The organism is Neobacillus sp. DY30 (genome assembly GCF_030123065.1).
Taxonomy (GTDB): Bacteria; Bacillota; Bacilli; order Bacillales; family Cytobacillaceae; genus Neobacillus.
The window spans coordinates 3,474,756-3,501,424 of the sequence record NZ_CP126093.1; the positions used below are offsets into that span (position 1 = coordinate 3,474,756).

Below are 26,669 nucleotides of genomic sequence, written 5' to 3' on the forward strand. Positions count from 1 at the left end.
CTTCTTTAATTTTAATTGATTTTTTTTATGCTATCACTAACAGTCTTAATAATGAAATTGATTTCTTCCTTCTTTATGTTTAATGGCGGAGATAGGGTTAACACATTATTGTAACCCGCTACAGTTGCTCCGTTTTTACCAATTAATAATCCTTCCTGCTTACAGGCTGCAATCACTTGATTAACCAGCGTTACCTCTAAAGGTTCCTTTGTCTTCTTATCCTTCACTAATTCAATTCCAACCAGCAATCCTTTCCCGCGAACATCGCCAACATATGGATGGTCCTTAAGAAGTCCTGTTAATTCGCTGACAATATGTTTACCAAGGTCACGCGAGCGATCAAATAGGTTTTCTTTTTCCATAATTTCTAGGTTTTTCAGCGCCAAGGCACAAGCAGCTGGATTACCGCCAAAGGTGTTAACGTGACGGAAGTAATCATACTCCTCTGTTCCTTTAAATGCTTCATAAATTTCTTTCCGGACAGCTGTAGCTGAAAGCGGCAGGTACCCACTCGTAATTCCTTTAGCCATTGTGATAATGTCGGGCTTAACATCGTAATTCATAAAGCCAAAAGCTTTTCCAGTTCTGCCAAATCCACAGATTACTTCATCGACGATTAACAGAGCACCATGTTTTTCACAAACCTCTTTGGCCGCCTTCATGTATCCCTCAGGCGGAACTAAGATTCCACCGCCCGTAATGATTGGCTCCATAATCATCGCAGCGATCGTTTCGCTTAGCTCCCACGTCATGGTCCGGTCAATTTCTTTTACCGATGAAAGTTCTTTTGAATCCGATACATTGACGTCATCCCGATAGGAATCTGGCGGAGAAACATGTATGAATCCAGGGGCTAGCGGCTCATATTTATATTTTCTTTGCGCTTGGCCGGTTGCTGCTAGTGCTCCAATTGAATTTCCATGATAACCGCGGTAACGGGAAAGTATTTTATATCGATTATATTCCCCTCTTTGTTGATGATATTGACGGACAATTTTAAAAGCCGTTTCATTTGCCTCTGACCCGCTGTTCGAGAAAAATATCACGTATTCATCGCCAAGCATTTCATTTAATTTTTTAGCCAGTTTGATAGCCGGAACATGGCTTTGAGTAAGTGGAAAATACGCCATTTCTTTTAGCTGTTCATAAGCGGCGTCGGCAAGTTCTGTTCTTCCATAACCTACATTCACGCACCATAATCCGGCCATTGCATCTAAGTAGCGCTTTCCATCGGTATCGGTTACCCAAGAACCTTCTGCCTTTGCAGCCACGATGGTGGACTGTGGATGATAGGGCTTCATCGAGTGCCATAAATATTTATCATCTTGTGCTAGTAATTCTTCATGTGGACGACCTGTTTGAACCATGTCCCTCCCTCCTTTACTATGCTTCAAAACGGGATGTAATCATTTTTTTACGAGTATAGAAGTTTAAGCCGTCTTTGCCATTAACATGGAGATCACCATAAAAGGAATCCTTCCAGCCTGAAAATGGGAAGAACGCCATTGTTGCCGGTACACCCACGTTAATACCGAGCATACCGGCATCTGCTTCTTCACGGAATTGCCGGATTGCTTTTGCATTATTCGTATATATCGTAGCTCCATTTCCATATCTTGATTTCCGAATATACTCCAATCCCTCATCTAAATCGCTGGCCCGGAGCAGACTTAAAACCGGGGCAAAAATTTCTTCCTTAGCTATCGTCATTTCAGGTGTAACATGATCGAAAATGGTAGCCCCTAAGAAGTTTCCTTCACAATGTTCACTTATCTCTTTACGTCCATCACGAATTAAGTCCGCACCTTCTTCAATCCCTTTCTCAATGTAGCCAAGAACTTTGTCACGATGTTCTTTTCTAATCACAGGAGTTAATAATACCTCGTCATCCATTCCATTCCCGATGACCAACTCATCTGCTTTTTTCGAAAGAGCCTTAACGAACGAATCATTGTCACCGACAACGACAACCGCGCTGCATGCCATACAGCGCTGTCCTGCACTTCCAAATGTAGAAGAGATAATATGCTGTACTGCCTTATCCATATCGGCATCCGGCATAACAATATGATGATTTTTCGCTCCGGAAAGGGCTTGAACTCTTTTTCCTTTAGCTGCTGCTCGTTCGTAAACATACTTTGCCACAGGCTGAGAACCAACAAAGGAGATGGCAGCGATATCTTCGTGATCTAGTAATCCATTTACAACATCGTGTGCACCATGGACGACATTTAATACTCCAGGAGGCGCACCCGCTTCAGAAAACAATTCTGCTAGTCTATTAGCCAATATCGGTGTCCGCTCAGATGGCTTTAACACAAAAGTATTTCCGCATGCAACGGCTAGAGGGAACATCCAAAGCGGCACCATCATTGGGAAGTTAAATGGAGTGATTCCCCCAACCACTCCTAATGGGTAGCGGAACATCTCCGAATCAATTTCTTCCGCAATTCCAGATAATGTTTCACCCATCATCAAGGTAGGTGCTCCAGAGGCAAATTCTACACACTCAATGCCACGCTGAACCTCCCCGTATGCTTCTTTAAATGCTTTACCATTCTCCTGGACAATCAGTCTAGCTAACTCTTCATGGTTATCACTTAATAGACTATGATATTTAAAGAGGATTCTTGCCCGTTTTGGTACCGGAACCTTTTTCCACTTGTTAAACGCTTCCTTCGCTGCTGAAACAGCCTCATATACATCCTCTTTCGTCGAAACAGGAACTTTTGTGAGTAATTCATTTGTTGCAGGATTGGGGACATCGAGTGTCTGGCAGCTGTTTGAACTCACCCAAACTCCATTAATAAGATTTTGTAGAACCGTAGTATCCTTTTTTGTCACGCTCATTAACTCTCCTCCCTAATGGTAGTGCTTAAACAAAAAATTCTAAAAGAGGATAGGTGAAGCACCATCCCCTTTCTTCGCAACTTACTTAATGCCTAGATTCTGTTTGATAAGTAAACTAGAAAAATACTTTCTTGCATTGGCAGTACCAATGAGCAATATTTCTTTTTCCTTGCTCGTTGGATGATAAAACTCAACTGAAGCCCCATCTAAATGTTCATGGACAGCATTAATTCGAAAACCCTTCTGAATGAAAAAATCAAGCTTATCTCGTTCATTAAGATATCGTTGATAATCTGACATCGTATCCTCCTACCATTTAGATATTCTCATTAGTCCAATTTTAGACTTGCTGGTGTTTCCTCTATAACCGGCTCGAATGCTTCTACAATTACCCAATCACGACCGACAGAGATTCCTAGATATTTTGCATCACTTGGATCTTCGATTTCTGCTTGTCGATACTTCCTAAACCACCAGTATTTCGCCAGGACATAATAAATAGCAGCACCAAGTAAGAATCCTACTAAAAATCCATATGCAGGAAATAAATAGGAAATACATCCGCCGATAATCCAAGCAATAAAGCCTGCAAGATTTACGCCGCCCCAATATCTAAATTGACCATGGTCTTCGTATAACTCCGGCACATTTACTCTTCTTTTTCGGATTAAATAATAGTCGGCAAACAGAATTCCAACGATTGCTGACAATATACCGCCAACGATAAGAAGAATGGGAATAATAACCCCGAATAACTCCCACGGTTGAACAATCGTGCCAACGATTCCAGCAGTAATAACACCCGCCCAAAATGGAAACTTTGGTCCGCCTACATTTGAGAAAATCGTTGCAGCTGGGACCACATTTGCAGCCGTATTCGTTGACCATTGGGCTAATACAATCATCAATAGTAAAACCGCTAGGACAATCCCGCTCGCTGACTTTTGAAGCGCAACCACTGGGTCTGCATTTAATACTGCAATGTAGGAGACTGCGCCAATGATAATCATAAAGGTTTGCGTTATTGGCATGGCAATAAGGTTGCCGATTAAAGAACTTTTATTTCTCTTAAACCAGTTCTTTTCGTTCACTGGAGCTTTCATGAAACGCGAAATGGACGGAATATCCGCACTCAATGTTGCCCAGAAGCCCATGTTACTAAAGATAACAACCATAAAGGCCGTGAACGCTGCACCACCTGTAACTGGGGATTCTACCCAGCTCCAAACCTCTCTGCCAGCAGCTTGCGCTTGGTCAGATAATGAAGAGTACATCCAAATCGAGATTAGTATAATAATTGGCGCTGCTAAATCTGCAAATCGTTCAATCGACTTAATCCCTAATGCTGTATTTATCAATTGAAAGATTGCAAAGATAATGAAGCAAACAAACCAATTATCAAAACCAGATAAAATATTTAAAATTCCGTTCATTGCTGTAGCACCAAAATAGGTATTGATTCCAAACCATGCGGAAGCTGTAACTCCCCTCGTGATGGAAGGAATATGAGTTCCAATCGTCCCAAAAGGAGCTCTCATGTACACTGGAAATGATAAACCATGCTCAATGCCTATATCCCCAATTAAGGAAATAAAAAATCCAATTGCAAGTGAACCAATGATGGTCGCTAGAATAACGAGAGGTAACGAAAGGCTTTGCACCCCTGCACCGCCAATGGCAAAGGTAGCGAGTACGACAACCATTCCGACCCACATAAATGAATAGCCTAATTTTGTGACTTTTCTGTCCTTTTGCTGAATGGGTAATAAATCAGATGACTTTAAGTGGCTTTTTTTCATATGAACACTCCTTTTCGGTTTATAGTACTAGAATTTAAACATTCAAATTCAATCACCGACAACAACAGAGGTTTTTTAAGGTAATTGCTTGCTGTAAAAGCAAGCAATTACAGGAGTTGTTCAACAATGTGGAGAAAAGGAATTACTGTTAAATGGATAAAGTTTCGCTTTGGTTTACTGGAGCATTCACATTGTATTTGGCTCTCTTTAGGTATTGACCTGAACCCGGTTTGCCGACGAACTGCTTATCGCGCACAACGAATTCACCTCTTGATATTACAGAAACTGGTTCTCCTGTGATTTTCATTCCTTCAAAGGCATTATAATCGACGGCCATGTGGTGAGTTTCAGCAGAAATCACTCTTTCTGCCTGAGGATCAAAGATAACGATATCGGCGTCTGCCCCTACTGCAATCGTTCCTTTTTTCGGAAATAAACCAAATAATTTTGCTGCTCGTGTGGATGTTAGTTCGACAAACTGATTTAGACTTATGCGTCCCTTCCTCACCCCCTCAGAGAAAAGAATTGAAAGACGATCTTCAATTATTGGTCCACCGTTTGGAATTTTGGTAAAATCATCTCTACCTAAATCCTTTTGACCTTTAAAATCAAAGGAGCATTGGTCAGAGCCAAGCGTTTGAAGCTGACCGCTCTTTAAGGCATTCCATAGGACCTCTTGGTTCCATTTTTCTCGTAATGGAGGAGACCAAACATATTTTGCACCCTCAAAATTTGGTTTTTCTAAGTAGCTTTGATCTAAAACTAAATATTGTGGACAAGTTTCACCCCAAACATTAAAGCCTTTGCTTCGTGCTTCGGCTATTTTTTCTACCGCATCTGCGCAAGAAACGTGCACCACATATAATTGCGAATTTGCCAGTCCGGTCAGTTTAGCTGCTCTTCCTGTTGCCTCCCCCTCTAATTCTGGCGGTCTAGTTAATGCGTGATAGATTGGAGCCTTGTTCCCTTCTGAAATCGCCTTTTTCGTTAAATAATCAATAACATCTCCATTTTCTGCGTGTACCATGACAAGTGCCCCATGTTCTTTTGCGGAAACGAGGGTGCGAAATAGTGTTTCATCATCTGCCTGGAAGACATTTTTATAAGCCATAAACACTTTAAAAGAGGTGATGCCCTCTTCATTGATTACATACGGAAGTTCATTTAAGACATTCTCATTGATTTCAGCAATCATTAAATGGAACCCATAATCGATAACTGCTTTTTCCTTCGATTTAGCATGCCAGGTTTGAATGGAATTTTTTAAGGGTTCACCTTTAGTGGTTAAGCAAAAGTCGATTATCGTTGTCGTTCCCCCGAATGCAGCGGCAATAGTACCCGTTTCAAAATCATCCTTGGTCACGGTTCCTCCAAAAGGCATATCTAAGTGAGTGTGAGGATCAATTCCCCCAGGAATAACAAGACAGCCATTGGCATCAATTATTTCTGCTCCTTGTTCTGAAAGCTGAGTGCCAATCTGAGAAATTTTTCCGTTTTCAATTAATATTTCTGCTGTATAAGTATCTGAGGCTGTTACAATCGTTCCATTTTTTATCAATTTCTTCATACCATTTCTCCCTTCTTATTTTTGACTATCAATCTTACATTCTACTGCGAGATTCAAGGCTGTCTGTCTTTCATTCCAGGTCATTGGAGGCAATTCATTTGGTACTTCAACCATATCGATTGCGCCATCAACCGGGCAGACAATAGAGCAGAGATTACAGCCAACACAATCTTCTTCTCTCACTTTCAAATAATCCTTCCCGTTTTCATCTGTTAACCGATCAATACATTGATGGGAGGTATCCTCACAGGCAATATGGCACTTGTTACAGTTGATGCACACATCGGTATTGATCTTTGCGACAATATTATAATTTAAATCTAAATTACCCCAATCCGAATATTTCGGGACGGATTTACCGATGATTTCGCTAACGGATTTAATACCCTTGCCATCTAAATAATGATTAAGTCCTTCAATCATATCTTCAACAATACGGAATCCATGATGCATAGCAGCAGTACATATTTGCACACCCGTTGCGCCCATTAACATAAATTCAACGGCATCCTGCCAGTTAGAAATCCCGCCAATACCTGATATAGGGACATTAATATTTGCATGCCGAGCGCACTCTGCCACCATGTTTAAAGCAATTGGTTTCACAGCGGGACCACAATAGCCGCCGTGCGCACCCTTACCGGCAACATGCGGTATGGTATTCCATGTATCAATGTCAACACCCATTAAACTGTTAATCGTGTTAATCATACTGATAGCATCGGCTCCGCCATTACAGGCTGCTTCCGCAGTAGCTGTAATATCCGTAATATTCGGTGTTAGTTTTACGATGACTGGAGTTTTTGCCACTTCCTTTACCCAATAGGTCTGACGTTCTACTAGTGCGGGAACTTGCCCAGAAGCAGATCCCATTCCACGTTCTGCCATTCCATGCGGACAGCCAAAGTTTAATTCAAGACCATCCACCCCTACATCCTCAACACGTTTAACCAATTCATGCCACTTTTCTTGTTTTGGCTCCATCATTAAAGAGGCAATAATGGCATGGTTTGGAAATCTCTTTTTCGTTTCATAGATTTCTTTTAAATTAACATCTAATGGCCGGTCGGTTATCAATTCGATATTATTGAACCCCGCCACCCGCTGTCCGTTAAAACTAATAGCTGCAAACCTAGAAGAAACATTTAAGATTGGGTCACCTAATGTCTTCCAAACTGCCCCGCCCCACCCCGCTTCAAATGCCCGCTGAACCTGATACCCAGAATTAGTTGGCGGCGCAGAAGCTAACCAAAATGGGTTAGGAGATTTTATTCCTGCAAGATTAATACTTAAATCAGCCAAATGAAATCACCCCTTTTTAATAAAAACACACTTTAATATAGGAAAGCGCTTACATCTTTTTATCCTTTGTAATGTTCAATTATTGTGCTAGCCCAGATGCTGTTAAATGTTGATGAATATTATAGGCTGCCAGTTTCCCTTGTTGTGCAGCAGTAACCACCATTGCGTCGCCATTCCCTTTTCCAAAAACAACATCGCCGCATGCATATATTTTTGGATTGGAAGTTTGATAAGTTTCTTTATTTACTTGAACGACACCACTTTCATGCTGTAGTTCCAGAGCCTTAATTAACTCCAAATGCCTTGTTTGGCCGATTGCCTTAATGACCGCATCCACCGGAATAACATATTCAGATCCTTCAACTGGATAAGGTCTTCTGCGCCCGTCTTTATCAGGCTCACCAAGATTCATTTTGATGCATTCAATCCCGATTACCTTTCCATGTTCATCCCCAATAATTTTTTTTGGTGCTGTTAACCAGCGAAACTCGACACCGTCTTGTTTGGCAAATTCATATTCAAAATCATAGGCCGTCATTTCTTCTTCTGTCCGACGGTATAGAATTTTTACATTTTCTGCACCTAAACGAACTGAACAAGTGGCACCATCAATGGCTGTATTACCTGCTCCGATGACAACCGCTCGCTTCCCAACAAAATCCTTAGATACTATTCCGCTTTTTGTTTCCTTTACAAACTCAATGGCATCGTACACTCCCTCTAGGTCTTCCCCTTCAATACCTAAATCAGGAACATGCGCCATACCAATCGCTAAGACAATACAATCAAAATCTTTAACTAAATCCTTTACGGACACGTCTTTACCAACTTTTGTTTTGGTTTTAATTGTTACATTAAGTTTTTCAACCTGTTCCACTTCCCAATACGAAATGGATTGTGGAAGACGGAATGAGACAATTCCGTACGTATTTAATCCACCCGCTTTTTCACCTGCTTCAAATATCGTCACTTCATATCCAAATCGTGCTAATTCCCTCGCTGCGGAGAGTCCAGCAGGTCCTCCACCCACAACGGCAACAGATTTACCATTCGGTGTCCCCGGCTCAAACAAGGTTTGTTCATTTTTAATTGCCCAATCTGTGGCATAGCGCTGGAGGTTACCTATCATAATAGGTTTTGTGGAATGGTTTAAGACACATGCCCCTTCACACAGCTCTTCTGTTGGACATACTCTAGCACAGCTTGCACCAACCGGATTCGAAGACATAATCGTCTTCGCGGATCCAAGTAAGTTACCTGATGAAATTTTTTTTATAAAAGTCGGGATATCGATACCTGTTGGGCATGCCTTTATACATGGAGCATCGTAGCAATAAAGGCAGCGATTCGATTCTTCCAATGCTTCTTGATTTGTAAGCGCCTGTTCTACTTCTTGAAAGTTTAGTTCTAGATCTGTAGTTGAAATTCGCTGTATTTTTTTCAATAAAAAAACCCTCCTTTGTTAAAAGTGATTTTACTGAAAAACTGCCTATGGCTGATTTTGCAGACAAAAAATATTGCCCGTATTTTACGAACCATTATTAAATTAGAGTCAAGAAGACATGCAATGTGGTACTTATTATTAGATGATGTTTTGAAGGAAAATTGCGATGTAAGGAGTAGTTGCGTTATTGAGAGAGTTATTCTTGTACCAATGTTACTCATTTATCAATTTATCACATATGAACAAAAAATTTTGTAAAATTACCTCGAAGCTGCTAATAATCATTGTTAAGAATATAAAAATTAAATTTTGTGGGAAAACCAATATTATTACATATTAAATAGAGTTAATATAAAAATCATTGGCAATTGATCTAACAAATAAATTTCCGACATTAGTAAATTAATTGACGAACAAAATAGCTATTTGCATAGCATAAAAATAATAATGTCACAATATCAAAAGATTAATGTATGTAGTTAATACACCCAAAGGGGATGTTAGAATGAACGTTCAAGAAATGATATTTGAATTTATAGGCGGTTTAGGGATATTTTTATTTGGGATTAAATATATGGGAGATGGGCTGCAAAACGCCGCAGGTGACCGTCTTAAAAATATTTTAGACCGATTTACAACCAATCCGTTTATGGGAGTTTTGGCAGGAATTTTTATTACTGCGTTAATTCAATCAAGTTCTGGTACAACAGCGTTAACGGTAGCATTGGTCAGCGCTGGATTTATGAAGCTCCGTCAAGCTATTGGTGTCATTATGGGAGCCAATATTGGGACCACTGTGACGGCCTTTATCATTGGAATCGATATAGGTGAATACGCCTTACCAATTATCGCCTTAGGTGCTTTATTATTATTTTTCTTTAATAAAAGAACAATTAATTCTTTTGGACAAATTATCTTTGGTTTCGGAGCGCTTTTTCTGGGATTGGAATTAATGAGTGGTGGAATGAAACCGTTACGCTCTTTAGAAGCGTTCCAAGACTTAACCGTTTCAATGAGTGCTAATCCGATACTCGGTGTGGTAATTGGGACTGTTTTTACCGTTATTGTTCAAAGTTCGAGTGCGACAATTGGAATTTTGCAGGAGTTATTTGCAACAGGTGCCATTAATCTCAAGGCTTCCCTTCCTGTGTTATTTGGCGATAATATTGGTACCACAATCACAGCTGTTCTAGCAGCGATCGGTACATCTTTAGCCGCAAGAAGAGCCGCAACGGTACATGTAATGTTTAATTTAATTGGTACACTGATATTCATGATTTTCCTAATTCCGTTCACCAAATTCATTGGCTATTTACAAGTTGCTTTAAATCTGAATCCGGAAATGACCATTGCCTTTGCTCATGGGATTTTTAACGTTTCCAATACGATTATACAATTTCCATTTATAGGGGCACTTGCTTGGATAGTGACGAAGATTATCCCAGGGGAAGAAAAATATGTAGATATGACTGTTCAGCATTTAAATCCAAAGTTAATCGAACACTCTCCATCGGTTGCCCTGGGACAGGCTAAAGAGGAAATCTTACGGATGGGAGATTATGCAAAGGATGGATTAGCTGAGGCAATTCATTTTTTAAATACACAAGATAAGAGCAATGCAGCACTCGCTTATCAATATGAAGAGGCAATAAACAAACTGGACAAAGCAATCACTGATTATCTTGTCGAAGTTTCTAAAAGCTCATTAACTTCTGAGCATTCTGAAGATCATATGAATTATATGAATATTATTCGAGATATTGAGCGAGTAGGAGACCACACTGAGAATATCATAGAACTTTTAGAACTTAGAACGACTAGAAAAGCACCATTATCCACTGAAGCTTTAGGTGAATTAAATGAAATGTTTCAATTAACTCTTGAAACACTAAACCATGCTCTTGAATCACTGGCAAAAAATGATCTAACACTTGCAAATGAAGTACTTTCTAAAGAAGTGAAAATCGACCGGATGGAAAAAGATTTTCGGAAAACACATATTTTGCGTTTAAATCAAGGTGCTTGTACGGGAGATGCAGGTATTCTCTACGTGGATGTCATTAGTAATTTAGAACGGATCGGCGATCATGCAGTAAATATCGCACAGGCTGTGCTCGGGGAGCAAAAAGCCCCTCAGTAATACAAGTAGTATAAAAAACAGGGATCATTCGTTTGAATGATCCCATTTTTAATTCATTTCCTACTCTACGAACCCAACCATTGAATCAATTTCATGTGAAAGATAAATTTGTTTTCCCTTCTTGCTTGACTGTGCTACAAAGGCCATTGCAGCTGCAACTTTTCTTGCTTGTATCCCGCGGTATGGACGAAGGGGACCAATCATAAGCTTGTTCAACATCCCGCTAACTTTTTCTGCGACTTTCTCTCCAAATCGGAACTCTTCCCTCTTTCCCAATAATAATGAAGGTCTAAAAATATGAAGAGAAGGTAAGTTTACTTTATACAGTGATTCCTCTACATCTCCTTTTACTTGACTATAAAAGAAAATTGACTTAGAATCTGCACCCATAGAACTTACAATGAGAAATTTTTCAACACCGCTTTCCTTTGCTATTCTTGCAGCCTCAACTGGATATTCGTAATCTACTTTACGAAATGCCTCTTTTGTCTTTGCAACTTTTATCGTCGTACCTAGGCAGCAGAAAACATCTGTAACTTGAAATAACTCACTGTAATTATGTAATTTATCGTATTCAACGAAATGTACTTCACATACTTCAGATTTCACTTCAATTGGTCTGCGAACCAATAAATGTACTTTCTGATATTGTCCATTTTCACTAAGAATATTAACTAATTCTTTTCCGATTAAGCCTGTCGCCCCGAGCACAAGTGCCGTTTTTTTTATTAGCTCCATATACATGCCCCTCTCAACATTAGGCGTTTTTCATTAATGAATTAACGTAAAAAGTTTTTCCAGCCCCTCCAATAGCCTTGGAGATGGACGGCAGTAAAGTTCTTCTTCAAGTATAAGGATGCTGCTATTGTCAGCAAACCCAAGCGTTTCATAGCCTGGACGATTGGTAACATTATTTTTCTGAACTTTTTCCTTTCTTACTCCTACCCAAGCAAGGCAAATAAAATCAGGTTTTCTACTCAGAACGTCCTCCCAATCTGTCTGCACACTGGCTAATTCCACGTCATGAAAGACATTGAAGGCACCCGCCGCTTCAGATATTTCGGTAAGCCAATTGATTTTCCCCGGTGTAAAGATTGGTTTGGGCCACCACTCCCAATAAAGATAAGGCTTCTTATTTATCTTTAATCCTTGTTGTTTAACTGCATCCAGCCTTTCTCGAAATTCTTTTGCTGCTTGCTTGCCACGATCCAACTGATTCAGAGCTTCAGCAGTTTTGATTAGATCTTCTTCAATATCCGTCAATGATTGGGGATTTAAAACGATGTGAGGGATGCCTCGCTCTACTAACGCTTCAACATTCTTTTCCATCCCTGGCACACTTAAAGAAGCAAGGACAAGGTCTGGCTGCAGTTCTTCAACAAGGTCTATATTGATCGATAAATCCGGTCCTAGTTTAGGCAGACTAGCTATAGACGCTGGCCAATCAGAATAATCGTCGACTCCCACTAAAAGATGAGACATCCCTAAGTATTCCATTATTTCAGTATTGCTTGGACACAATGATATAACTCTCAAAAACGATCCCTCCCTTAGTTTTATGTTACCTTAGATACAAACAAACAACCAGCATTTCAGCTGGTTGTTGTTTGTTTAATGGTATGAACTAAAGTGGATAAAAATTGATGTATTAATTGCAGTGCCTCATGTATGGTTATATCTTCTCTATATCCGTCTACATAATTTAAGGCAAAGTTCAAATCCCATAAACCATCGTCATGGCTAAACATTAAATCAAATTTCGCTTCATCGCTCTGTAATGATTGATTAAGCTGTTCCTTTAGCATTTTTTCAAACTTCTTTTGCAGCTTTAACCCCAGCATAACATCATACGTACCAAAGACATCATCGACCTCGAGTGATATAGCTTCCACACCGATTTCTTCAAATAAAACAGACTCCACATAAAGAAATTCACTCTTATGATCTTTTAAATATGTAATGGGGTGGTTTAAAAAACTCGACGATTCATTTGCAATCATCGTTTCTGTTTCCTTGCTGCAGCGTTCAATATAGGCTTCATTAAAACTTGTATTCATTTTAAACCTCCTATTTAGGCATTTCCACTCTTACTATAAAGTTATATCAATTAAAAAAGCAAATTTTAAAATAAAAAACGCCTACACTCACGAAGAGTTTAGACGTTTATAAATCATATTAATTTTCTGCTAGTTTATTATTTACGATTTTTTTCCCAACAGGGTTTTCTTCAATAGTATCTTCTGCCTGCTTCACACGTTTCATGAAGAAAGCAAGGATGAGCGCAACGGCTGCAATAAAGACGGATACGAAAAACGCAAAATTAATACCATCTAATGTTGCAGTCATCATGATTTGCTGCTTCATTTGAGCTAATGCTTCTTGTGTTGGCTGCTCAGTTAAATTTGCCATAGCAGCTTCACCAAGTTCCTTCCCCTTTGACTCTGCACGGTTAGACATGATGGTCACTAATAATGCTGTCCCAATCGCACCAGATACCTGCTGAAGCGTATTATTCATTGCCGTACCATGAGGGTAAAAACGTGCAGGCAGCTGGTTAAGACCGTTAGTAGAAACCGGCATCATTACCATTGACATTCCTATCATTCGAACAGTATATAAAAGAATTAAATGAAGATACGTAGTCTCAAATGTTAACTGACTGAAAAGGTAACTCGTTATAACTGTGATGGATAAACCAATAACAGCTAACACTCGCCCTCCAAATTTATCAAAAAGTTTCCCCGTAATTGGTGACATAACCGCCATACAAATCGCTCCAGGCAGCATCATAAGCCCAGCATCCATTGGCGAAATACCACGTAATGTTTGCACATAAATCGGCAGAAGCAACATACCAGAAAACATTGCCATCGTAACAACCATTGAAATAGCTGATGATAAAGCAAACATTGGATATTTAAAGATTTTAAAATTAAGCATTGGGCGTTCTTGTTTTAATTGACGTAAGATGAAAACAAGCAATGAGATAGCTCCAATCGCAATCGTCATGTAAACTTGTGGACTATCCCACCCCTGTTTACCAGCTGAACTGAATCCATATAGCAAACCGCCGAATCCTATACTTGAAAGGAATACTGAGAAGAAATCCAGACGAATATCAACCTTTTCTTTCTTATCTTTCAATAGGAAAAATCCGATTAATAGGATAATGATAGCAATTGGGGTAACAAAGTGGAAAAGCATTCTCCAGTCATAATGTTCAATTAACCAACCAGACAATGTAGGTCCAATTGCTGGTGCCCCCATTAAAATTAAACCAAATATCCCCATCGCTGCCCCTCTTTTTTCAATAGGGAAGCTTACTAACATGACATTCATTAATAGCGGCATCATGATAGCGGAACCTGCAGCCTGTGTCATTCTCCCAGCTAGTAAAACAGGGAAAACATGTGCAACCCCAGCAAGAATGGTTCCTGCTGTAAATAATCCCATGGCCACTAAGAAAAGATATCGTACAGAATATTTTTGTATCAAAAATGCGGTGGTAGGAATTAATACCCCGTTTACTAACATAAAGCCTGTAGTTAACCATTGAACAGTTGACGCGTCAACTTCCAAATCAGTCATAATAGATGGAAGTGCAATGTTTAGTAAAGTATTGTTTAAAAAAGCAATAAAGGCCCCAATCATCAGGATCGAGATAATCCCGTATGGGGGACGTTTCATTTCATTTTTTTCGTGTTCCATGTTTTATACCCCCTGTGTAAACTCTTTGTTCATTTTTTTATACCCTTGTTCCATGCTTATTAATAATATACCGGTAGTTCATTTTTTGCAATCAAAAAAGACTACAAAATTATGGATTTGTAATGCCCAAATTTATCATGTAGTATATTTTTATACAGGTAGTATAATTCGGATAATAGGTGATAAAATGAATGATCGAAAACAGCATGTCATAAATAAGGCCCATCAATTATTTATTGAAAAAGGTTTTCAAGCAACATCAATTCAGGACATTTTAGACTATAGCGGGATCTCAAAAGGAACCTTTTACAAATATTTTTCATCAAAGAGTGAACTATTAATTGCCATTTATAAAGCAGTTTTTAAACAACTCCAGAAGGATAGAAATGATTTATTAATTGGGAAAAGCCCTTCAGATATCGAGGTTTTTATTAAACAAATAGAACTGCAAATGATCTCTAATCGAAAAAACAAGTTAATTGCTCTATATGAGGAAGTCAGTTCCACAAATGATGCAGATTTAAAACAATATATACGCGTTGCACGATTACGTTCACTAAGATGGATGGTTACCAGATTTATCGATATCTTCGATGAAAAAAATAAACCATATTTATTAGATTGTGCCATTATGTTTCAGGGACTCTTGCAGAACAATCTCCAATATAATCGCTTGGCAACCGATTCAAATGAGCAAATTAGTAATGTCGTTAGATACAGTGTGAATCGGTTAGTTAAAATGGTTAAGGAAGTAGCTGAAGCTGATGAACAATTGCATCAGCCAGAGTTATTAGAACAATGGCTGCCTAGTCTTCAGAAAAATAATCATGAATTAATCATTCAATTTTACAAAATCGTCAGTCCTATGAGGAATAGCATTACAAAACACTTTCAAGATAAAATCGACCAAGAAAAATTTAATGAATTGCTAGACTTTATCCAGGAAGAAATTATGCATACTAGGGCACCACGAAAATTTCTCATTGAAAGCGCCCTTCAAACACTGCTAAACAACCCAGCAGACGTCTGGAAAAAGGAGCTTCTACTTCTTAACCAGATTATTACTGTCTTTTTTCAACAATTAGAGGAAAATGAAGAAGATGACCACTAAAATAGACATTTTTAAGGAGAATTTTCTAGACTGAGCTTTTGCCCACTAAAAAACTTAGTTAGACAGAACAAAGAAGGATGGAGATAAAAAGCTCCATCCTTTTTGTTTTATATATCGTCTTATTTAGGTTCTACGTGAACATGTACATCATACACGTTATGTGTACGGATTAGTTCTTCTTCGACTTTTGTGGCAATATCATGAGCATTTTTAACATCTAATGTGGAATTAACGAGTATGACGACGTCCACGACAATGTTGTTGCCGTAATTTCTTGCTCTTATCTCTTTTACACCTTTAACACCGGTACACTGATGGATGGTCAGTTTATATAGTTCAATTTCCTTTTCATCAAATCCATCCGTTAAATAGAGAGAGGCTTCTTTAAAAATGTCCCATGCCGTCTTACAGATGAGAAGACCGACAATTACTGCAGCTAAAGGATCAAGCCAAGGGAGTCCAAACTGTGCACCCATGATACCAATAAAGGTACCCACACTGACCCAGGCATCAGAGAGATTATCTTTTGCTGCGGCCATGACAGATTGACTGTTTATGTCTGTTGCTAGTTTTTTATTATACCGATAAACCCAGTACATGACGAACGCACAAAAAAGCCCCGTCCAGGCCGAGATTACATCAGGTGATTCTTTTTGCACGTTAAAAATACTAACAATTGCTTCGTATGTAACCTTCAGACCCACTGCTGCCATAATAAAGGACGCGACCATTGAAGCTACGGTTTCTGCTTTCCAATGTCCATAAGGATGGTCATCATCTGCAGGCCTTTGGGATAATTTTAATCCTATAAGAACTGCAACTGAAGCTATAATATCCGTTGCATTATTTAACCCATCTGCTTTTAATGCTTCAGAATTAGCTACATATCCAACTGCAAGTTTTACTGCAGACAAACAAATATAAGCAATAATACTTATGATGGCTCCGCGCTCTCCTCTTTTCAAATCCAAAAATGCTTGTTCTTCTACCATTTTCATCACCCACTTCTACTCCTTATCTATATTATTGAACAAAAGCATCTAGTGGGTCTAGAGAAACCTTTTTCCCCTCTTCGAACTTTCTAACAAGTACGAAAAAGAGTTGGTTTAGGTAAACAATCGCGATGGCTTAACCTTGAAATTCTGCTGGCAGTTAAGTATTCTAAAAACATATTGAGCAAAATTAAGGATGTGTTTAACCTGCGATTAAATAAATTTATTTCCGAGTCTGGAAAAACATCTAGACGCGGTGCAGATAAATGGATAGAAGAAGGAAGAGTTACGATTAACGGGAAGGTAGCAAAGGTAGGCAGTCAAGTCGAGCCTGGGGATGTGGTCCGTGTTAACGGTGAAACCATCCGGGTAGCCAAAAATAATGTTTACATTGCTTTAAATAAGCCTGTAGGAATTACTAGCACAACAGAAAGACATATTAAGGGGAATATTATTGATTTAGTCAATCACCCGCTGCGCATCTTTAACATTGGTAGATTAGATAAAGATTCAGACGGGTTAATTCTGCTTACGAATGACGGAGATATTGTTAACGAAATATTACGTGCAGAAAATAAACATGAAAAAGAATATATCGTTACGGTTGATAAGCCTATTACTTCAGAATTTTTAAAAAAGATGTCAGAAGGAGTTAGAATTCTTGATACGAAAACTCTCCCATGTAAGGTGGAACAGCTGTCAAAGTATGTTTTTAAGATTATTTTAACACAAGGACTGAATCGGCAAATTCGCAGGATGTGCTCTGCTCTGGGGTATTCCGTTGTTCGCCTCCAAAGAATTCGAATCATGAATATTCACTTAGGCAGCCTCCCTGTCGGTCAATGGAGAGATTTAACGAAAAAAGAAAAGCAGCAATTATTTAGTGATCTTAATTACGAACCGCGAGAGTGGTGAAAAGAATGAGTCGAAACTTGAACAGTTCGACTCATTTTTTATTTGCTTTAATTTTCAAATAATATATGATATTACTTAGGAACACGAAGGTTTTTAAGGAGGAGAGATAAGGTGGTAAATACAGTACAAAAACGCCGCAACCGCTCAGAGGTCCCACAGGAATTAACATGGAATCTTGATGCTCTCTATGTGTCAGATCACGCATGGGAAGCAGAACTTGCTGTAATTGAAAATGAAACTGCAAAGATAGAGGGCTTTAAAGGTACGTTACATATTAGTTCAAAAGAGTTACTAGCATGCTTGATTGCTCAAGAGCAACTGTTAATGAAAATGGTCAAAGCAGCAACATATGCAAGTTTAAAGCAATCAGCTGATGGGACTGATCCTGTCAATCAAGCTAATTCAGCCAAATTAGCTGCACTAAGGACAAAAATGACAGCTGCATTATCATTTATTCATTCTGAGATCCTCTCCCTTGAAGAAGGTACCGTAGAAAAATATCTTCAAGAGAATGCACAACTGCAGCCTTTCCAAAAGGATTTACTCGAGCTGCTTGAGACGAAAAAACATCAGCTGACACCAGAAACGGAAGAAGTATTAGCTGCTTTAGGCGAGGTACATGGAGCTCCATATACTATTTATAACATGGCTAAATTAGCAGATATGGAATTTTCCCCTATCATTGATCGTGAAGGGCTTGAATTACCTGTTTCATTTGCTTTATTTGAAAACCGCTATGAATTCTCTGCAGATACAGAAATGCGTAGAAGTGCCTATGACTCTTTCGTTTCTACACTAAAACAATACAAAAACACAATTGCCGCAGCCTATTCTACTGAAGTAAAAAAGCAAGTGACTCTATCTCGTTTAAGAAACTACCAGTCAGTTGAACAAATGCTCTTAGAACCACAGCAAGTAACATTGGAAATGTACAACAACCAAATCGATATTATCTTTAAAGAGCTTGCCCCTCACATGCGCCGGTTTGCTCAGTTGAAGAAAAAGGCGCTAGGCCTTGATGTCATGAAATTTTGTGATTTAAAAGCACCATTAGACCCTGATTTTGATCCAGAAACTACTTATGAAGAAGCAAGTCAACTTATCCTTGATTCGTTAAAGGTCATGGGACCAGAATATAGCGAAATTATTGAAAAGGGTTTTAAAGAACGTTGGGTCGATCTTGTTGATAATATTGGGAAATCAACAGGTGCCTTCTGTTCAAGCCCTTATGGTGCACACCCCTATATCTTAGTAACATGGCAGGATAATATGCGCGGCTGCTTCACCCTAGCACATGAATTCGGGCACGCAGGTCATTTTTACTTAGCAAACAAAAATCAAAGAATTATGAATGTCCGCCCTTCCCTGTATTTTATTGAAGCTCCATCCACGATGAACGAGCTTTTATTAGGACAGCACCTGTTAGCAAATAAACAAGATAGCGAAATGCGTCGCTGGGTAGTACTTCAGCTGCTAGGAACGTATTATCATAATTTTGTTACTCATTTACTGGAAGCTGAATATCAACGCAGGGTGTATGCATTAGCTGAACACGGAAAAGCCCTCACAGCTAATACTTTATCTGATGTGACTAGAGCTGTACTTACAGAATTCTGGGGAGATACGGTGGAGATTGATGAAGGTGCTTCCTTAACTTGGATGCGCCAGCCACATTATTATATGGGCTTATATCCATACACCTATTCTGCTGGTTTAACTGCCTCCACTGCGGTAGCGCAATTAATTCAGGAAGAAGGTCAGCCTGTTGTGGACCGCTGGCTGGAGGTACTTCGAGCTGGTGGAACGATGAAACCGCTTGAACTTCTGAAACATGCTGGTGTTGATATGACAACACCGGAACCAGTCCGTAAAGCAGTTGCTTATGTAGGTTCACTAATTGATGAACTAGAAAAATCATACGTGTAAAAAAGTGCCTGGCACCATCTCAAATATGAGGTGCCTGGCACTTTTTTTTACTATTTATGAAGAGCCGCTGGTAACGACTGTAATGAATAATAATAAAAAAAATTATACACAATATTTTTTAAAGGAGGTGTTACGATGAAGCATGTAAAAGCTTTAGCCATTAAATTCGTTGCAAGTCTTGTCCTTTTGTCGCTTATCCTTGGTTTACTTTTTGACATGGCATTTAGCAATATCTTTCTCATCACACTTGTTCTAGGTGTAGCAGCCTATCTAATTGGTGATCTGCTGATTTTACCAAGAACCAATAATACCATAGCAACGATTGCGGATTTTGGTTTAGCACTTTTCATCATCTGGCTAATGAGTGAAAACCTAACGTATGGAGACAATCATTTCTTAATGTCTTTAATTGCCGCTGTTGGCGTTGCTTTATTTGAGTATATGTTTCATAAATACGTTGCAAATAATATCGTTAAAAATAAAGGCGGACAGCAACAGCAAACAGGGCAATTACAATACCAAACAGAAGCATCTGAAGAGTTGACCCCAGTAAGACAAGATGTAAGAAGCTCACAAGAAGAAAACCAAAAGCCTCAATAAAAGGTACAAGCTCCCTCTGAATCTACTGAGGGAGTTTGTGTTTTTGTATAAACATATATGATTTTTTTTTTAATACCTAACCTTTTGAATTCTGTTATCCATTTCATAAGTGAAAGGTTTTGGCTGTGCACTAATGAAGTCTACCAATACATCTAAGTCAACAGGTCCTATTTCTTTATTTTGTGCTTTTGTAAATACTGTAAAACCATCTCCACCACCTGCTAGGAAAATGTTTGCTGCTACAGTATAGGTTTTATTCAGATCGATTTGAGTGCCATCTGGCATCAGAATATTTACAACCCTCTGTCCAATCGGAGCATTTCCATCCCAAGTGTAGGTGAAACCGGAAATTTGAAGGATTGTTGTTTTTGCTCCCCACTGTTGATTCAGCACGTCACGTATTTGCTGTCCTGTCATGGTCATTTTCACCATATCATTATTAAACGGTTGAACGGTGTATACTTCTCCCCATGTAATGTCCCCTGGATTAATGTCAGCTCGAATACCGCCCGGATTCATAAAGGCTATGTCAGTATTCAATGCCTGTCTTTGAGCATCGGCTATTAAGTCACCTAGTATCGATTCGCCATTTTCATTACGAAGCGCTGTTAAATTAACTGAAGTGGTTCCGATTACCCTGTTCACAATCGGTTCAACGGTCGCTTCGTATTTTGATATCATCTCAGCGATTTCCTGATCTGGTTCAATGCCCGCTTGAAAAGTTGTAATGATTTCTGCTCTCTTGGAGACGATATCTTTCGTCTTTGGGTCAATTTCAATATCGACATCTGAAAATGCAGTACCATATGAATAGGATTGAACAACTAGTTTATTATCAATTAGGGCATTCATATAAGCGTGATTATGGCCGCCAAAAATGATATCTACTTCATCATCGATCTTATTAGCCATATCAACTAGCATTCCAGTTGGATTTTCACCTTTCACACCCGAAGTACCTGGATTGTGTGCCAATACAACGATAGAGCGAACTCCTTGCTTTTTCAATTCTGCAGCATAACGGTTAATAGCTTCCACTTCATCAGAAAAGGTTAATCCGGCAACTCCGCTTGGGACAACAATCGTCGGTGTCTCAGTCGTTACAACACCGATAAAACCAATTTCCATCCCATTTACTTTAAGAATTTCATAGGGCGGTAAAATGGATTCACCGGTTTTTTGATTGATGACATTGGCTGCCAGCCAAGGGAAATCGGCTCCAGCAAAATTTCCGGTTTCTTCATGCGGCCCGCCATTGATTAGACGAAGTAACTCTTTAGCTCCCTCATCAAATTCATGATTTCCTACTGTTCCAATATCAAAGCCGAGTTTGTTCAAAACCTCTACTGCTGGCTCATCCTGTAAAAGGGCTGAAGCAGGAGGACTTGCCCCGACCATATCCCCAGCTTGTACAAGAAGCGTGTTCTTATTCTCTGCTTCCCTTTGTTTTAAATAAGCTGCTAAATAATCTGCTCTGCCTGCTGGTTTTCCGCCAACATTACGCGTTACATTAATTTGTCCGTGTAAATCGTTAATTCCCAGGAGTTGAACCTGTATATAACGGTTATTTGCAGCAGGCGGTTTTTCCTTTTTCTGTTTTGTTTCTGGACGATTGGAAATATGACCATGATATTCTTCTGATAACCCTTGGTCATTTCCTACGTTTTGATTGGGACTAACATTACCTCCATTGTTTTGCGAGGTAGCTATAGGATTGAAATTGTTGGTATTGTCGGCTACTTGTCTTGGGTGTCGGTTATTTGCTTGGTTTCCATCCGAAGCATTTTGGTTACCCGCACAACCCATTAAACTAATCGTAAGCAGAAATACAAGCATCTTATAAATCCATTGCATAAAATTCCTCCTAGGTTTTTCTATAAACATTGGTATTTTTTGCTTTAAAACAAGGATTATTCAGATTGACCATTTCTAAAAGTAGTTATTATTGATGTCTTGAAGGCTTAGAAACACAAAAAACCACGATGAAGAGTAAACCTTTTCATCGTGGTTTTTTGTTGTTATAAATTTAATTCAGCACCATTAATGTATATTTCAGTGTCAGTAATAGGATTAGATGGCTAGTTATGATTTATTTGGTTTAACTTCTCTTGTGGTTAAAACCGATAGTGCGTCCCTTACATCCAGAGCAAATTCGATAGGTCGATCGATTTTTTCAAAATGAATGTACATTAACCTTGGATTATCAAAAAGCCAGTGGTTATGAAATGCTGTAACAATAATATTATGTTCACGAAGAATACTGATAAAAGGGTTCAGTTCTTCTTGGAGAATAACTGTTTCACCACTGCAAAGTGCCCGTCCGTCTGAGGAAAGCGATTCAAACACAAACATTTGCGGTAAGGCAAGAAATGATCGCGTTCTTCTGCCAAGTATACGCGCCATAATATTAGTCCGTGAGTTCATCACTGTACAAACCCCATTTTCAAATGTGCTCATACCACCGAGAATCTCATGAAACTCCTCGCACAATTCTTCTGCCCTTCTATTGGTGGCCTGTCTAGTCCGGTTCGAACGGCCGATATTTCGTGTAGTCAGTACCTCAAGGGCATCTGCAACCTTACTAGCAAAGTCTAGCGGCTCATCGATGGATTCAAAATGAATATACATTAAACGAGGCTCTTCAAAAAGCCAGTGGTTATGCAAGGCAGTTACGATAATACCCTCCTCGCGCAGCCTCGTAATAAAAGGATTAATCTCCTCCTGTAAAATAACGGTTTCTCCCAGACATAATGCTCTGCCGTCACTTCCCATATTCTCAAAAGAAAATGCTTGTGGAACAAACATAAAAGACTCAGCCCGGCGGCCTAAAACCACAGGATGGATATTTGTCCTGGACCTCGTTGCTGTACATACTCCATTAATTACAGTAGGAGTTGCACCAAGTATTCTAGCGAACTCTTGACATAGATCACTTGGCTCCATATTATTCATATTGTGCAAAACGAATCATCTCCTGATAAAATTTCTCTCGAGATAAGCTATTCCAAATGAAAATTTTGGACAGGGCTGGGACCTAGTTTAAATAAAGTTCACACCAATGAGGCACATCTATTAAGCAAAAAGAAAAGACGTGGGGTTTAGACACGTCTATCTAGGTTATATTTATCTCTTTTGAAGTAAGGATTGGTAGGCTGCTGACGTTCTCATCTCAACAGTTAGGGTTCCATTCGGATTATATATTGCTTTAACTAATAACGGCACACCAGCAGTGTTCTTAAATTGAAAATCTTTTCCGCCATATGAAACCGTCGCATCCCGCCCTACAGGTACATACCCCACTGTTAGAGAATGATGGTGCCATTCCACATATTCAACAGCTAGTTGATCAACTGCATTAAACAAGGTAGAAGATGTTTGACAAATACCACCGCCGATTCCCATGACCAATTGCTTATTTACAATCTCCTGGGCAGGCTGGTATCCATGTGCTGCATCACTTGGTCCAACCGTATGGTTAAAGGAGAAAATATCTCCCGTTCCAACAATCACATTATCAATTGCTTGTGCTGACAATTCAATGTTTCTATTTCTCCCTGTTATACTAGGATTAAATTTTGTTGTATATGCCGCTACGACCACTTCTGATAAATGGGCAGTATCCTCTGGCTTATAGCCGCTTTCAGTCACATAGATTGGCAGGAAAACCTCTCCTCCATCTACTGAAGCCTCAATAATTTTATTAACCAGTTCCGCTTCTTCCAGAATGACTCTTGGCTTCCCTTTGATGATCTGACCATTGGCATCAATTTTATCTAGGACCATCTTCGTGTCATATCCAGGAGTCAAATCTGTTCCTCTTGCTAAATCTCTAGCCCATTTTTCAAGCTCTTGCTTATATTTATCATTATCTATACCATATCCCATTTCAACAGGAATAAGGCTTTTAATAATGTTTTTTGAATTTGGATCCAATACATTAACTACTTTAGGCTTTTTAGCTTCTTCCTCTGCTTTTCGTTTTGCTTCCGCTTCTGCCGCTGCTTTCCTTGCCGCTTCCTCTGCAGCCTTTTGCTCTTCAAGCTTCTTTTCGAGTTCTGTTACTTTGTTCTCCAGTTCTGCTTCCTTACCATTCGTTTTTTCTGCGCATCCCACTAACCCTAGTAAACTACCAGCTAATATGAATGAAATCGCCCAGGCCCGTATAGACATTTACTTCTCCTCTTTTCCCCCAAATCTCTTCATTTCCCACGCAGCACTTCCAAATATTCAGAAAAAGGTTTTGCTTTCATTCTCCTAATCTATTCCGCTTTCCGCTACAAAATTCCTGCAAATACCCCAAATAATTTCCTGAAATTGGATTCATCATATTAGACGGTCTTCATCCAAATTGGTTACGAAACTTTTATGTATTTTTGTCATGCCTATTGTGTTTGCAAATACATGATTCTACATGATCATTTACCATTCCTGTCGCCTGCATAAAGGCATAACAAATGGTCGACCCTACAAATTTAAATCCGCGTTTCTTCAGATCCTTACTTAATCGATCACTTATATTCGTCGTAACTGGAACTTCTGATAAATCTCTAAAGTGATTAATAATCGGCTTCCCACCTACAAAAGACCAAATATACTTGCTAAAGGAACCAAATTCTTCCTTTACCTTCAAAAACGCCTTTGCATTTGTAATAACTGCATTGACTTTGAGTTTATTTCGTACAATACCTTCGTTCTGCAGGAGTTCTTCAATCTTCTTTTCATCGTAGGAAATGATAATATTGGGGTCAAAATGGTCAAATGCTATTCGATAATTTTCTCTTTTTTTTAGAATTGTGTACCAGCTTAGCCCTGCTTGAGCTCCCTCTAAATTCAAATATTCAAATAGTAATGTATCGTCGTACACAGGCACGCCCCATTCACGATCATGATAATCAATATAAAGGGGATCCTGATTTACCCATCCGCATCTATTCATTGCACATTCCTCCTAAATAATTTCATTTTAAATCAATGGAAGTTATTGGTTCAATGCTACGTCCTTCCCTTTTGCCCTTCATCCCAAATAGAATTCGGATGAAGGAAATCCTTGAAATGAGAAAATGGTAGATGGTCATTATGATAACAAAAGCAAGGGTTAGAAGAAAAACTAGCTTTACTTGTATTGAAGAGGCAACATCTGCAATCATAAACCCTAATGTTACAATTACCGGCTGATGAAGTACATAAAATGGCATAGACGCTTGGTTCCCATACTTCAGCCATTTATTGGAGAAAGATAACTTTTTGTCAGCCAAGGTAAAAATTACGACCAGCCAGCTCCAGCAGTTTAAAGCTTTAACAGCTGCTAGGAGGATGGATATCCCCTTACCTGACGCAGGCATACCTGTCATGAATCCATACACAAAAAGTATAGTGGTAAAAATGGCTATGGTCATCGTCATTGGAAGTATCCTTTTAGCCATAGACTTAAAGGATGCTTGTGTGAAGAAATAAAAACCATAAAGAAAAATGACCAGATAAAAACTAATATCCCAGCCTCCTAGGTTTACCACATCTACCAGAACGGATACGATCATCAAAGGCAGGGTTAAAACTATTAGATGAAATGGTTTAATCTCTTTTGTTACGGAAGGTTTCTTTCTCAAAAACACAGGCAGAGTAATGAAACTAAAGACCAGCAGGACCAAAAGATACCATAAATGCAATCCTACAAATGCAAAATTTCCTGACCCGCCGATGTCGAGATAAACTCCATCAAAATACTTCGGAAACCATGAAAAAAACGAACCAGAAAACTGTCCGTGACTTACACGTTCCATATAGATTTGAGGAGGAGTTAGGATCATAACACCAAATAATAGTGGTACTCCAAGCCTAGCTAATCTTTCCTTTATATATTGTTTGCCACTCCTTTTCTGTAGAGCATAGTACGTATTGATTCCTGATACTGCGAAAAAGACAGGCATTAACCAACTACTCATAAATAAAGAAATGGCCGTAATGTAAGTCGGGTCAGTCTCATTATTTTTAACATGCCAAGCCCATGGATTAAAAAACATAAAACAGTGGTAAATAAAAACGGCAAGCGTTGCTAAAACACGAATCCAATCTAAATCATATTGTCTTTTCATTTATAGTCTTTTCTCCTTCAAAAATAGTAAATACTTATTTAACCGGTACTATTTTACTACATAAAAATAATAGTAAATGTCGAAATATGGAATTCTTTCCAAATAACCAGTCGAATTTAGCTCAAAATAAAAACATCGAAAAAATTTCTATGGAAATGTAACGGTTTCATTGACATAGGACATTCGTACAAGCAATTAATCCTCTAGAAAATAAGATACATAA

22 protein-coding genes are annotated in these 26,669 nt (G+C 39.0%); 5 read left to right on the forward strand and 17 right to left on the reverse strand.

The features are described from left to right. Nucleotides 1–11: 11 nt before the first annotated feature. From QNH29_RS16900 to QNH29_RS16930, 7 genes are all read right to left on the reverse strand, one after another. Nucleotides 12–1,367, reverse strand: coding sequence for an aspartate aminotransferase family protein (locus QNH29_RS16900; RefSeq protein WP_283860545.1), 1,356 nt, complete (start codon nucleotides 1,365–1,367; stop codon nucleotides 12–14). Nucleotides 1,368–1,383: 16 nt separating this feature from the next. Beyond that, the gene (locus QNH29_RS16905; protein ID WP_283860546.1) at nucleotides 1,384–2,850 is read right to left on the reverse strand and encodes a CoA-acylating methylmalonate-semialdehyde dehydrogenase; all 1,467 of its coding nucleotides are present in this window, start codon (nucleotides 2,848–2,850) and stop codon (nucleotides 1,384–1,386) included. 81 nt (nucleotides 2,851–2,931) lie between these two features. Continuing rightward, the gene (locus QNH29_RS16910; protein ID WP_283860547.1) at nucleotides 2,932–3,150 is read right to left on the reverse strand and encodes a hypothetical protein; all 219 of its coding nucleotides are present in this window, start codon (nucleotides 3,148–3,150) and stop codon (nucleotides 2,932–2,934) included. Between the two features lie 29 nt (nucleotides 3,151–3,179). After that, the gene (locus tag QNH29_RS16915) at nucleotides 3,180–4,649 is read right to left on the reverse strand and encodes an NCS1 family transporter (protein ID WP_283860548.1); all 1,470 of its coding nucleotides are present in this window, start codon (nucleotides 4,647–4,649) and stop codon (nucleotides 3,180–3,182) included. Nucleotides 4,650–4,797: 148 nt separating this feature from the next. Beyond that, entirely contained in the window at nucleotides 4,798–6,216 is a 1,419-nt protein-coding gene (hydA, locus tag QNH29_RS16920) for a dihydropyrimidinase (RefSeq protein ID WP_283860549.1), read from the reverse strand. 15 nt (nucleotides 6,217–6,231) lie between these two features. Continuing rightward, complete coding sequence (preA, locus tag QNH29_RS16925; protein WP_283860550.1) at nucleotides 6,232–7,518, reverse strand: NAD-dependent dihydropyrimidine dehydrogenase subunit PreA; 1,287 nt, start codon at nucleotides 7,516–7,518, stop codon at nucleotides 6,232–6,234. 79 nt (nucleotides 7,519–7,597) lie between these two features. Then, complete coding sequence (locus QNH29_RS16930; RefSeq protein ID WP_481858735.1) at nucleotides 7,598–8,962, reverse strand: NAD(P)-dependent oxidoreductase; 1,365 nt, start codon at nucleotides 8,960–8,962, stop codon at nucleotides 7,598–7,600. Nucleotides 8,963–9,467: 505 nt separating this feature from the next. Here QNH29_RS16930 and QNH29_RS16935 point away from each other — a divergent pair. Further along, entirely contained in the window at nucleotides 9,468–11,102 is a 1,635-nt protein-coding gene (locus tag QNH29_RS16935; RefSeq protein WP_481858736.1) for a Na/Pi cotransporter family protein, read from the forward strand. Nucleotides 11,103–11,162: 60 nt separating this feature from the next. On the opposite strand, the gene QNH29_RS16940 is transcribed toward QNH29_RS16935, so the two are convergent. The 4 genes from QNH29_RS16940 to QNH29_RS16955 all read right to left on the reverse strand — a co-directional run bounded on the left by QNH29_RS16940 (nucleotide 11,163) and on the right by QNH29_RS16955 (nucleotide 14,810). Then, nucleotides 11,163–11,840, reverse strand: a complete 678-nt coding sequence (locus QNH29_RS16940; RefSeq protein WP_283860552.1) for an NAD(P)H-binding protein — start codon at nucleotides 11,838–11,840, stop codon at nucleotides 11,163–11,165. Nucleotides 11,841–11,873: 33 nt separating this feature from the next. Beyond that, nucleotides 11,874–12,638, reverse strand: a complete 765-nt coding sequence (locus QNH29_RS16945) for a cobalamin-binding protein (RefSeq protein WP_283860553.1) — start codon at nucleotides 12,636–12,638, stop codon at nucleotides 11,874–11,876. Between the two features lie 56 nt (nucleotides 12,639–12,694). Continuing rightward, the gene (locus QNH29_RS16950; protein WP_283860554.1) at nucleotides 12,695–13,159 is read right to left on the reverse strand and encodes a branched-chain amino acid aminotransferase; all 465 of its coding nucleotides are present in this window, start codon (nucleotides 13,157–13,159) and stop codon (nucleotides 12,695–12,697) included. A gap of 118 nt (nucleotides 13,160–13,277) precedes the next feature. Continuing rightward, nucleotides 13,278–14,810 carry a DHA2 family efflux MFS transporter permease subunit gene (locus QNH29_RS16955; protein ID WP_283860555.1) on the reverse strand — a complete coding sequence of 511 codons (1,533 nt, stop codon included), beginning with the start codon at nucleotides 14,808–14,810 and terminating at the stop codon, nucleotides 13,278–13,280. 187 nt (nucleotides 14,811–14,997) lie between these two features. Between QNH29_RS16955 and QNH29_RS16960 the strand changes: the two genes are divergently transcribed. After that, nucleotides 14,998–15,921, forward strand: coding sequence for a TetR/AcrR family transcriptional regulator (locus QNH29_RS16960; RefSeq protein ID WP_283860556.1), 924 nt, complete (start codon nucleotides 14,998–15,000; stop codon nucleotides 15,919–15,921). A gap of 119 nt (nucleotides 15,922–16,040) precedes the next feature. On the opposite strand, the gene QNH29_RS16965 is transcribed toward QNH29_RS16960, so the two are convergent. Continuing rightward, on the reverse strand, nucleotides 16,041–16,919 hold the full coding sequence (locus QNH29_RS16965; RefSeq protein ID WP_283865662.1) for a cation diffusion facilitator family transporter: 879 nt from the start codon (nucleotides 16,917–16,919) through the stop codon (nucleotides 16,041–16,043). A 192-nt stretch (nucleotides 16,920–17,111) separates the two neighbouring features. Between QNH29_RS16965 and rluF the strand changes: the two genes are divergently transcribed. The 3 genes from rluF (at nucleotide 17,112) to QNH29_RS16980 (ending at nucleotide 20,354) form a co-directional block, all read left to right on the forward strand. Further along, nucleotides 17,112–17,828 (forward strand): 23S rRNA pseudouridine(2604) synthase RluF, encoded by a 717-nt coding sequence (rluF, locus tag QNH29_RS16970; RefSeq protein ID WP_283865663.1) that lies wholly within the window; start codon nucleotides 17,112–17,114, stop codon nucleotides 17,826–17,828. Nucleotides 17,829–17,939: 111 nt separating this feature from the next. Continuing rightward, complete coding sequence (pepF, locus tag QNH29_RS16975) at nucleotides 17,940–19,754, forward strand: oligoendopeptidase F (RefSeq protein ID WP_283860557.1); 1,815 nt, start codon at nucleotides 17,940–17,942, stop codon at nucleotides 19,752–19,754. A gap of 135 nt (nucleotides 19,755–19,889) precedes the next feature. Next, nucleotides 19,890–20,354 carry a YndM family protein gene (locus QNH29_RS16980; protein WP_283860558.1) on the forward strand — a complete coding sequence of 155 codons (465 nt, stop codon included), beginning with the start codon at nucleotides 19,890–19,892 and terminating at the stop codon, nucleotides 20,352–20,354. Nucleotides 20,355–20,423: 69 nt separating this feature from the next. On the opposite strand, the gene QNH29_RS16985 is transcribed toward QNH29_RS16980, so the two are convergent. From QNH29_RS16985 to QNH29_RS17005, 5 genes are all read right to left on the reverse strand, one after another. Next, nucleotides 20,424–22,208 carry a bifunctional metallophosphatase/5'-nucleotidase gene (locus QNH29_RS16985; RefSeq protein WP_283860559.1) on the reverse strand — a complete coding sequence of 595 codons (1,785 nt, stop codon included), beginning with the start codon at nucleotides 22,206–22,208 and terminating at the stop codon, nucleotides 20,424–20,426. Nucleotides 22,209–22,436: 228 nt separating this feature from the next. Beyond that, nucleotides 22,437–23,306: a DUF1259 domain-containing protein gene (locus QNH29_RS16990; RefSeq protein WP_283865664.1), complete on the reverse strand. Its 870-nt coding sequence runs from the start codon at nucleotides 23,304–23,306 to the stop codon at nucleotides 22,437–22,439. A gap of 171 nt (nucleotides 23,307–23,477) precedes the next feature. After that, on the reverse strand, nucleotides 23,478–24,524 hold the full coding sequence (locus QNH29_RS16995) for a VanW family protein (RefSeq protein WP_283860560.1): 1,047 nt from the start codon (nucleotides 24,522–24,524) through the stop codon (nucleotides 23,478–23,480). A 193-nt stretch (nucleotides 24,525–24,717) separates the two neighbouring features. Then, nucleotides 24,718–25,290: a DNA-3-methyladenine glycosylase I gene (locus QNH29_RS17000; RefSeq protein ID WP_283860561.1), complete on the reverse strand. Its 573-nt coding sequence runs from the start codon at nucleotides 25,288–25,290 to the stop codon at nucleotides 24,718–24,720. Between the two features lie 22 nt (nucleotides 25,291–25,312). Further along, a complete protein-coding gene (locus QNH29_RS17005; protein WP_283860562.1) occupies nucleotides 25,313–26,446 on the reverse strand; it encodes an acyltransferase family protein in 1,134 nt (377 codons plus the stop codon). Nucleotides 26,447–26,669 lie beyond the last annotated feature (223 nt).